Origin of the sequence: uncultured Gimesia sp. (genome assembly GCF_937919775.1) — a bacterium.
Lineage (GTDB): Bacteria > Planctomycetota > Planctomycetia > Planctomycetales > Planctomycetaceae > Gimesia.
Genome location: NZ_CALFPF010000338.1, coordinates 1 through 2,673 on the forward strand (window position 1 = coordinate 1; position 2,673 = coordinate 2,673).

Here is a 2,673-nt window from a genome sequence, read left to right on the forward strand (position 1 = left end):
GGATATGGTAGCGACGGATTGGCTTCGATTCTGAATATTTCGCTGCTGGGGCTGGTGGGGACCACCTTTGTGATTTCAGCTGCTTTTTACCAGTCTTATCTGGCGCGGTTCAAAGGTTGGAAAGTGCAGGATCTGAAAGATGGCCGCATCGATGCCTGTATCAGCGTGACGATCATGGCATTGATTACGATCATGCTCATGTCGACGGCCGCGGCTGTGTTGCGCGGACAGGAGCTGGAAAAAGTCAGTGATGTGGGGAACGCCTTGCAGCCTCTGTTTGGTGATAAGGGGCAGATCCTGTTCTGTATCGGTCTTTTCTCAGCTGCCTATTCATCCTTCATTGTGAATTCCATGATCGGAGGGTTCATCATGTCGGACAGTCTCGGCCTGGGAGGGACGCCTCAGGATAAATCGACACGTATTCTGACTGCGGCGGTTTTGCTGACCGGGATGTTCGTGGCGATGTATGTGATTGACTCGGGCACGAAGCCGGTTGTCGCGATCGTGGCGGCGCAGGCGGTCACCGTCGTTGCTGCGCCCTTGGCAGCGGGAGCGATTCTGCTCTTAACCAGCAGTAAAAAAGTGATGGGCGAACATCGCAATGGTCCCGTGATGAATCTTTTAGCGGGCATTGGTTTTCTGCTGCTGCTGGGCATGGCCTGGTATATCGCGACGCAGAAAGTAATTCCAGATATCCAGAAAATGCGAGGAGAACCGGCTGCTGCGATTCAGGTCGAACCTGCGGAAATGAAACTCGCGATCCAAAAATGAGAACTGAGTGTCTTATGAAACGTTTGATTCAAACCGTCTGTATTATGTTCTGTCTGATGACGCTGAATCTGCCTCAGCTTGTGGCGGCAGAAAAGACAGATCAACGCCCCAATATCATTTTCATTCTGCTCGACAATGTGGGCAAAGACTGGTTTCGCAGTTATGGCAGCGAGGAAAATCAGACTCCGAATATCGATCATCTGGCTTATACGGGACTGCGGTTCCGTAATTGTTATGTGACGCCGGTCTGCAGCACGACACGCCACATGTTACTCACGGGCCGTTACCCTTTCCGTTCCGGCTGGCATACACATCATGACCCGGCGATTTATGGGGGCGGCTATTTTGACTGGAACCGGGAGATCTGTTTTGCCCGCATTTTGAGAGACGCCGGTTATGACACCTGCATCTCAGGAAAATGGCAGATCAATGATTTGTTTGATCCGGCCCAGAAAGATGCGTTGAAGCAGCATGGTTTCCAGGAATTCTGCATCTTTCCTGAAGGCAAGAAAGGGCACCCGGCTCATAAGCAGCGCTACTGGGATCCGTATGTGATTCAAAATGGCCAGCGGCTGGAGACGAAAGGCAAATTCGGCCCTGATATCTTCACGGACTATTTAATCGACTACATGAAAACACACCGCGACAAACCTTTCTGTGCCTACTATTCCACGATCCTCACGCACATTCCTGTGGTTCATACGCCGCACAATCAGGGGCAGGAATTAACGAACCGCGAACAGTTTGCCGGGATGTTGAATTATTCCGATTACCTGATCGGTCGGCTGGTCAAAGCGATGGACGAACTGGGAATTCGTGACAATACGATTCTCTTTATTGTTCCCGATAATGGCACCGACAACGGGACCGACCAGAACGCGGAACAGAGTCTGGGCGGCCGCATCAATGGTCGTATTTCCGATCAGGGAATTTATTCTCTTAAAGAGCAGGGCATTAATATGCCGTTGATCGTGAATTGTCCCAAACTGGTGGGGTCGGAACGGATCAGTGATGATCTGATTGATGTATCGGATATCCTGCCCACATTGGCTGATCTGGCAAAAGCGCCACTTCCCAACGGAGTGACGATTGACGGGAGATCATTCGCGCCGCAAATTCTGAATCAACCGCTCAAAGCCGCTTGGCGTCCCTGGTGTCTGACGCAATATTACAAACAGCGGGTCGTGCGGGACGATCGATTCAAACTCTATTCCACGGGGGAATACTATGATCTCGCGGAAGACCCCCTCGAACTGCACGATCTGTCTAAAACCGAACGTTTGAAAACAGAGCGAGCAAGTCTGAAGTCGTACGCGCAACTCAAGAGTGTACTGGATTCTCTGCCGGAAAACAGTCAACTCCCCTGGGAGTTTCGCAGCATCTCCGCGCGAAAAATCCGGGCAGAAGAAGCCTTGCAGAAACAACTCGAGGGTTCTCCGCCCAAACAGTAATTTCCGATGGGGAAGGCGGGCCGGGTCAGACGAATCCCCCCAAATGGTTCGATAGAATTCCTCTTTCATCACTAATTCACCTGATTGGAACCGGGATCTGGTGAAATTCGCGAAATTACTCCAAATTCTGAAATCTGCTCTTTATGTTCGGAAAAGCTCGTATATGATGGGAAAAGAAGATTAAGGCTTGTTGAACAGGCAAAGTGAAAGCCTGTTTTTTAGTTTCCTGCCCCATTGCTCGATGCTGCATTGAAAGAAATGCCTGCACAAAGAGCAGATTTAGAGCCGCCAAAATATGAAGATGGGCAGAACCCAGCTTAATGAGGTTTCAGCGCTATCGTTACGGAACCTATTGTGAATAAATAAGTTAGATTTGGCCGCCTTAACAGATTTTAATCAATCGAGATTCGCTCAGTACGATCTACGTCTGTCAATTCAAAGATGTAAATGG

The 2,673-nt window shown here is 49.9% G+C and carries 2 protein-coding genes; both read left to right on the plus strand.

The window, feature by feature from the left end; all coding sequences use genetic code 11:
* Window positions 1-771, plus strand: a 771-nt coding sequence (locus Q0294_RS09410) for a divalent metal cation transporter (RefSeq protein ID WP_299463857.1), incomplete at its 5' end; no start/stop codon positions are given.
* 14 nt (window positions 772-785) lie between these two features.
* On the plus strand, window positions 786-2,222 hold the full coding sequence (locus tag Q0294_RS09415) for a sulfatase-like hydrolase/transferase (protein WP_299463861.1): 1,437 nt from the start codon (window positions 786-788) through the stop codon (window positions 2,220-2,222).
* Window positions 2,223-2,673: the final 451 nt, after the last annotated feature.